Annotated in this window: 8 protein-coding genes; 6 read left to right on the top strand and 2 right to left on the bottom strand. The window is 45.1% G+C overall.

Features of this window, described 5'->3' with window-relative positions; translation table 11 throughout:
- From RAC86_RS32060 to RAC86_RS32040, 5 genes are all read left to right on the top strand, one after another.
- The coding region (locus tag RAC86_RS32060; RefSeq protein ID WP_377886451.1) for a hypothetical protein at positions 1-454 on the top strand (454 nt) is incomplete at its 5' end.
- 183 nt (positions 455-637) lie between these two features.
- A complete protein-coding gene (locus tag RAC86_RS32055; protein ID WP_015251033.1) occupies positions 638-1207 on the top strand; it encodes a hydrolase in 570 nt (189 codons plus the stop codon).
- The gene (locus tag RAC86_RS32050) at positions 1207-2565 is read left to right on the top strand and encodes an MFS transporter (RefSeq protein ID WP_003227763.1); all 1359 of its coding nucleotides are present in this window, start codon (positions 1207-1209) and stop codon (positions 2563-2565) included. Before RAC86_RS32055 ends, RAC86_RS32050 begins: the two co-directional genes overlap by 1 nt.
- Before the next feature lie 178 nt (positions 2566-2743).
- Positions 2744-4216 (top strand): allantoin permease, encoded by a 1473-nt coding sequence (gene pucI, locus RAC86_RS32045; RefSeq protein WP_338382445.1) that lies wholly within the window; start codon positions 2744-2746, stop codon positions 4214-4216.
- Between the two features lie 104 nt (positions 4217-4320).
- The gene (locus tag RAC86_RS32040) at positions 4321-5727 is read left to right on the top strand and encodes a right-handed parallel beta-helix repeat-containing protein (protein ID WP_377886450.1); all 1407 of its coding nucleotides are present in this window, start codon (positions 4321-4323) and stop codon (positions 5725-5727) included.
- 82 nt (positions 5728-5809) lie between these two features.
- Here RAC86_RS32040 and RAC86_RS32035 read toward each other — a convergent pair whose 3' ends face one another.
- Positions 5810-7000, bottom strand: coding sequence for an MFS transporter (locus RAC86_RS32035; protein ID WP_003227769.1), 1191 nt, complete (start codon positions 6998-7000; stop codon positions 5810-5812).
- Positions 7001-7021: 21 nt separating this feature from the next.
- Positions 7022-7435: a MarR family winged helix-turn-helix transcriptional regulator gene (locus RAC86_RS32030; protein WP_377886449.1), complete on the bottom strand. Its 414-nt coding sequence runs from the start codon at positions 7433-7435 to the stop codon at positions 7022-7024.
- A 224-nt stretch (positions 7436-7659) separates the two neighbouring features.
- On the opposite strand from RAC86_RS32030, the gene RAC86_RS32025 reads away from it, so the two are divergent.
- The coding region (locus tag RAC86_RS32025; protein ID WP_377886452.1) for a protein usd at positions 7660-7731 on the top strand (72 nt) is incomplete at its 3' end.

Genomic DNA, 7731 nt, shown 5'->3' with positions numbered 1-7731 from the left:
AGGCGGCAGGCTGAGGAGAGCATTACGCAAGTCGATTCCTGCGACGTTCCGATTGTTTTTAGCCTTTAATTTTTTCGTGTACGGTCTGGCGAAAGTGGTGATTGGCCAGTTTGGCGAGGTGACGCCTGAAATCGAGGCGGCTGCCGGGAAGGGGTTTACGATCGCGTGGACATTTTTCGGTTATTCTCATGTCTATGAACTGTTTATAGGTTTTGGTGAAATCCTGGCAGCTGTTTTATTACTGATTCCGCGAACGGCTGCATTAGGGGCGGTTATTTTTATGCCCATTATTGTGAACATCGTCTTGATTAACTATTGTTTTGATATTGGCGTGCAGGATCTTAGCACGATATTAATGGTTATGTGTCTTCTCCTGCTTTGGATGGACCGCCGCAAATTCATGGGCATTTTTAGGCAGGAACCGATAGACAGCAGGCAGGTGATGAAGCGATGACGCCCCTTATGATTACTGTGCTTGCCGGTTTGTTCGTATGCACAACCTGTTACTACTACATAAAAGAAAAATCATGAGAAAACGCTCCTTCTGAGAATTTCACAAGCATCATAAAAGAACTTAGGCAGTGTGAAGAGTAAAATATGCAATGTGAGAAACACTAACAGTATCAGGAGGAGACGTATGATGAATACACTCAACATTGATTTTCAAAAAACAGCATTGGTTATCATTGATTTACAAAAGGGAATTGTGCCGATTGATCAAAGCGGCCAGGTTGTCCCGAACGCGAAAAAGCTCGTAGATGAATTTCGGAAACATAACGGGTTCATCAGCTTTGTAAATGTAGCCTTTCATGATGGAGCGGACGCCCTGAAGCCGCAAACGGATGAGCCTGCGCAGGGAGGTTCAGGGAAAATGCCGGCGGACTGGGCCGAATTTGTTCCGGAAATCGGTGTGCAGGATGGCGATTATACTGTGACAAAACGGCAATGGGGTGCTTTTTTTGGCACAGATTTAGACTTGCAGCTCAGACGCCGCGGCATTGATACGATTGTATTGTGCGGCATCGCAACGAATATCGGGGTGGAAAGCACAGCACGGGAGGCATTTCAGCTTGGCTATCAGCAGATTTTTATTACAGATGCCATGTCCACATTTAGCGATGAAGAGCATGAAGCCACACTGCGCTTTATTTTCCCGAGAATCGGTAAATCGCGGACAACGGAAGAGTTTCTGGAACAAGTGAAATGATGTTATCGAAAAAAAGCCGGGCTGTTTTTTTAACAGCGGTGGCTTCGGGAACAATGCTGAATCCGCTGAACTCGTCTATGATCTCTCTTGCGCTCCATAGCATCCAGCATGAGTTTCACCTCTCGTTTACAACGGTTTCCTGGCTGATTTCCTCGTTTTACTTGGCGAGTGCCGTGGCACAGCCCGTAACGGGGAAGCTCGGTGATTTGATTGGGCGGAAACGCTTGTTTTTATTCGGGCTTATTCTTGTTGCGGTTTCTGCCATCGGGGCGCCGTTTGCGCCGACGTTTATGACATTATTGGTCATGCGGCTGTTTCAATCGGTGGGGAGCAGTGCGATTTATCCGTCAGGTGTCGGCTTGATTCGGAATCATATTCATGAGCGCCAAGCTTCAGCCTTGGCTGTACTCTCTATTTTTGCGTCCGCCATGACGGCGCTGGGGCCGACAGTCGGCGGGTTTTTGATTGTATGGGGAGGCTGGCCGGCGATCTTTATCGTTAATTTGCCGTTTATAATCCTCAGCTTCTTATTGGGCCTGTATATGTTCCCGAAAGATCAGAAAAAAGGGGCGGGAATCAAAACCATTATTCAGCAGCTCGACATTCTTGGAATTGTTTTATTTGCCGGGGGAATCATTTTCCTTCTATCCTTTTTGCTGTCGTTCAGCACGTCGCCGCATGCGGTTGAAGGTGTGCTTGGCTTGCTTCTGCTCTGTGCGTTTGTCTGGCGCGAGCTGAAAACGGATAAGCCGTTTATTGATGTCCGTCTGTTTAAAACACAGCGAAACCTGTCAGCCGTGTATGTTCAGTTTATTTTATTGAATGTTTTCTTCTATTGTTTATTTTTTGGTCTGCCAAGTTACTTTCAGGATGAAATGCATCTTTCTGTTCAAACGAGCGGCCTGTTTATGCTGTTTATGTCTGGAATGAGCATCGTTGTGTCACCTCTAACTGGCAAATGGATCGACCGATCTGGTGTCGTCAAGCCGATCTTTGCGGGAGCGCTTTTGATGACGGCTGGAGCCGTGCTCTTAACCATCTTTTTTATCAATGTCCAGACCATCGGTAAAGGGCTCATTCTGTCGCTCCTGGGTATAGGCTACGGACTGGGCAATGTCGCGCTTCAGGCAGCGATGCTGAAAACGAGTCCTTCCAACATGGTAGGAACGACTTCAGGCCTGTTTCAAACCTGCCGTTACCTAGGATCGATTTTGTCTTCGGTGATCCTTGGCATTCTTTTTGGTAAAGAAATCACGGCAGCCCATTTTGATATGATGGGAATCATTATGACCATAGCGGGCGGAGCGAGCCTGTTAATGGCTGTGAGATTTGCTGCATTAATGAAAACTGCATCTTAAGAAAGAGACGGGCTCTGAGGTCTGTCTCTTTTTCTTGTTTAAGCTGTTCAAATACAAATGGGAAAATTGTATATCATAGCCAGTGTTATTGTCTGACTCTTCAGTTATATTAAGTGACATCTGATGTCAAAAAACATAACGTGATGACATATAGACAATATGGAAAGGGGAGCCGGCTATGAAATTAAAAGAGAGTCAGCAGCAATCCAACAGGCTGAGCAATGAAGATCTGGTGCCTTTGGGACAGGAAAAACGGACGTGGAAAGCAATGAACTTTGCCTCCATTTGGATGGGATGTATACATAACATACCGACCTACGCGACGGTGGGAGGATTAATTGCGATCGGCCTTTCGCCTTGGCAGGTGCTGGCGATCATTATTACGGCATCACTTATCCTATTTGGCGCTCTTGCCTTAAACGGCCATGCGGGGACAAAATACGGGCTGCCGTTTCCCGTGATCATTCGGGCTTCTTACGGGATATACGGCGCGAATATCCCCGCGCTTCTAAGGGCGTTTACAGCTATCATGTGGCTTGGCATCCAGACCTTTGCGGGTAGCACGGCATTGAACATTTTGCTTTTGAATATATGGCCGGGCTGGGGAGAAATTGGCGGCGAGTGGAACATTCTCGGCATTCACTTATCTGGTTTGCTTTCCTTTGTATTCTTTTGGGCCATTCATTTACTCGTATTGCATCACGGCATGGAGTCGATTAAACGTTTTGAGGTGTGGGCAGGGCCTTTAGTGTATCTGGTATTTGGAGGCATGGTATGGTGGGCCGTTGATATTGCCGGAGGATTGGGCCCGATATACTCTCAACCAGGAAAGTTTCATACGTTTTCAGAAACATTCTGGCCGTTTGCTGCCGGAGTTACTGGCATCATCGGCATCTGGGCGACATTGATCTTAAATATACCTGATTTTACACGGTTTGCTGAAACACAAAAAGAGCAAATCAAAGGACAATTTTACGGCTTGCCGGGAACGTTTGCGCTGTTCGCATTCGCAAGTATTACGGTGACCTCCGGCTCGCAGGTCGCGTTCGGAGAGCCGATTTGGGATGTTGTCGATATTTTGGCGCGGTTTGATAACCCTTATGTCATCGTCTTGTCCGTGATCACACTCTGCATCGCCACGATCTCTGTAAATGTCGCGGCGAACATCGTATCGCCCGCTTATGATATAGCGAATGCCCTGCCGAAATATATCAATTTCAAACGTGGCAGCTTTATCACAGCGTTGCTCGCTTTATTTACGGTTCCATGGAAGCTGATGGAGAGCGCGACAAGCGTGTATGCGTTTCTTGGCTTAATAGGCGGCATGCTTGGACCGGTGGCAGGCGTGATGATGGCCGACTATTTTATCATTCGCAAATGTGAGCTCTTGGTAGATGACCTGTATTCCGAAACAGGACGGTATGTGTATTGGAAGGGCTACAATTACCGTGCGTTTGCAGCCACAATGTTAGGAGCGCTGATTTCGCTGATTGGCATGTATGTTCCTGCATTGAAGAGCTTATACGATATTTCTTGGTTTGTAGGTGTGCTGATTTCCTTTCTTTTCTACATTGTTCTGATGCGTGTTCACCCGCCTGCATCATTGGCAATTGAAACGGTTGAACATGCGCAGGTCAGCCAGGCTGAATAAGATCTATTTAGACGGTATATTTTCATATTTTTGAATGGTTTTCCATAAATAGAACATTTATAATTGTTTTAGAAATCTATTCTAAAACGAAATGGGAATCGAAAATGAGAAAATGGTATTTTATTCTTTTGGCGGGTGTTTTAACGTCTGTCATCCTCGCTTTCGTTTATGATAAGACAAAAGCGAATGAGGAAGGATCTGGGGATTATCTGTATGTTTCGCCAAATGGCAGTGATCAAAATGAAGGAACAAAAGAAAAACCGTTTCGTACATTGGCACACGCATCTGAGAAGGCTGCTGCCGGCACAACTGTCATAATTCGGGAGGGCACGTATCATGAGACCCTTGATGTAAAGCACAGCGGTACGGACGGAAAGCCTATCACATTCCGAAACTATGAAAATGAAAACGTCGTGATTAGCGGTGAATCCATTACGAACGCAAAATATGAGACACCGCTCATTCATATTCACGATAAACATGACATTGCCATCAGCGGTTTAACGATTCAAGATCTTTCTGTTTCATCTGAGGAAGCAACTGCTATAGGGATTTATGTATCAGGCTCCAGCAGTCATATCGCCATTAAGGATAATCACATCCGGGGGATTAAGACAACAGCGGATGAAGGAAATGCTCATGGAATCGCAGTTTATGGGACTGGCAGCATGAAAGACATCCAAATCGAGGACAATACAGTTGAGAATCTGACGCTTGGAGCGAGTGAAGCAGTTGTGCTGAACGGTAATATCGACGGCTTCACTGTTGCAGGCAATCTGGTCCGCAACAATAACAACATCGGGATCGATCTAATTGGTTATGAGGGAACCGCGGATAAAAACGATTACGTGCGAAACGGAGTCGTAGAAAACAATACAGTTTATCAAAACTCGACTTACGGCAATCCTGCTTATGGAGATGAATACTCAGCGGGCGGGATTTATGTCGATGGAGGACACAAGATCGAAATTAAGAATAACACAGTTTACGATAACGATATTGGGATTGAAGCAACGTCTGAACACAAAGGAAAGTATGCAAATGCCATTCAGATCACAGATAACAAAGTGTACAACAATGCGTACACCGGTATTTCAATCGGAGGATATGACAAAAAGCGGGGCGGCACCAGCAATTCTCTGATTGCCCGCAATATTATGTACCGGAATGACACAAAGGGACTGTACGGCGGACAGCTGCTGCTGCAGTACGATACGAAAAACAACACAATTGAAAAGAATATATTGACGGCCGGTGATTCCAGATTATTTATCGGAAACGATTTTACAGAAAATGAAGGAAATACGGTCAATCATAACGTGTACCACAAGGAAGCGGATCAAGACGGCATATGGATGTGGAAAAAGAAAGAATATGATTCATTTTCGTCGTATCGAAAAGCAACAAAAAACGATCAGCAATCCATTTATGCCGACCCGATGTTTCGTGATGAAGCGTCCTATGATTTTTCGTTAGACCCTGATTCACCTGCGCGGCCTGTCATTGAATAACTGCTATAAGCGGCGTTCTCTAAGAGGACGCCTTTTTTTATATGCAAAAAAGACTGCCGGGATTTCCCGGCAGTCTGACAAGTTATTCTGCAATAGACACTTTTCCTTCAGCCTCAGCAGGTTTTTTCTGGCTCCACGTGTAGAGAAGCAGGGCAATTAAAACGAACAGCCCCGCTGTTAAATAAATGGCAGAGAAGCCGGCAGATGCTACAAACAATCCGAATACATAAGATCCTACAGCAATTCCGCTGTCAAAGAAGGTAAAGAACGTTGCCGTTGCAAAACCGGAGCGGTGAGCCGGAGATTTCTGAATCGCCAATGTTTGCATGCAAGGAACGATTGATCCGTAGCCAAGACCGATAACCGCCCCTGAAAGCAGAAGCATTAAGCCGCTATGTGTGAAGGACAGCATGCAGAGTCCAACAGAGAAAATCAGGATTGATGGGTAAATGACAATGCCCGGTCCGACTTTGTCGAACAATTTCCCTGTGAACGGGCGTGCAATCATCATTGTCACCGCAAAGCAAACAAAGAAATATCCGCTGATATCCGAAAGGTCAACTGATTTGGCGAATACAGACAGATATGATGTGACTGTTGAATAACAGAAAGAAATAAACAAACCGACCGTCGCAATTTTGAGTGCGCCCTTTTCAAACATATCCGAGAACGCAAAACGGAATACAGTCGTGCCGCTGTCCTTACTTTGCGGCACTTTTATCAAGAACGAAACAAGTAAGCCCGCAACCATAAACAGCGCAAAGGCTGTAAAGAATACAGGAAAGCTTACCACTCTCATCAAATTCAGGCCAAGGAAAGGTCCGATCGCCATAGCGAGGTTCATAGACATGGCAAAGTATCCAAGCCCTTCACCGCGCCGTTTGGCTGGAATAATATCTGCGGCAATTGCACCTGTAACAGTCGTTAAAATGCTGAACCAAATCCCTTGGAAGAACCGCAATCCGAGCAGCAGGGAAAAGTTATGAATCGGCATATACAGAAAAGATGATAGGGCGAAGAGCGCCATTGATACAATCGCCATTCTTTTCTTCCCGAAACGCTCAACGATGGCTCCGGAGAAAGGCCGTGTAATGATCGCAGACAGAAGGAACAGGCTGATTAAAAGTCCGCCTTGTGATTCTGTGCCGCCAAGCTCTTGCAGCGTATAGATCGGCAATACAGTTAAAAATGTATAAAAGAACACAAACACAAATAAATTGACAAGCAGGACCATAATAAAATCCTTGGTCCATATCGCATCCGCTTTTTTCAAATGTATGTCACTTCCTTATTTTCATTGTTGTAAAAACATGCGGAATAAATGAGAAAAAGCTTCTTTGTCTTCATCCCGGAAATCAGCAAGCAGCTCTTCCTCGAATTTCAGCATTTTCACATTGATTTCTTCGTATTTTTTCTCGGCTTCTTTTGTGAGGACAACAAGTTTTTCCCGTTTGTCTTCACCTTGCCGTCTCTGAACCCAGCCGTTCACCTCCAGGCGTTTGATCGTCCGAGTCACAGTCGGCGCTTCCACATTTAAATAGGACCAAATCTCTTTTTGAGTCATTGGTCCGATCGTACGCAAACAATATAAAACTGACCATTGGGATGAATAAAGGCCGAATGGCTCTAGCTGTTCATTGGCTTTCTTGGCAATCAGGCGGGCGCTTTGGTTGATTTGATGAATGAGGTGTCTGTTGACGTAGGACATGTCGGTCTCCTTCTAAAAAACTTACCTAAGTAACTAATTGCTTATTTCATTTTACAGGAGCGATCGATAGTTGTAAAGGTGAAAATTTAGTGACGCGAAATAGTTTGCTGAATCTGAAAAAGTTCGTTTCACCCCTTGTCCTTATTGAGTTTTTAGCATATTCCCAAAAGAATGCTAATACACTGTTACAAACCTAACAAAGAGAGTGTTTGAGGTGAGGGATCGTGGGCATATTTCACAAACTTACTTTTAAAACCATACAACGAAGAAGCGGCATAATGAACGACTCTTTACAG

It is taken from the genome of Bacillus sp. LR_5 (genome assembly GCF_042709275.1).
The sequence above is the reverse complement of the archived record's forward strand: the minus strand, read 5'-3'. Positions and strand labels throughout refer to the sequence as shown.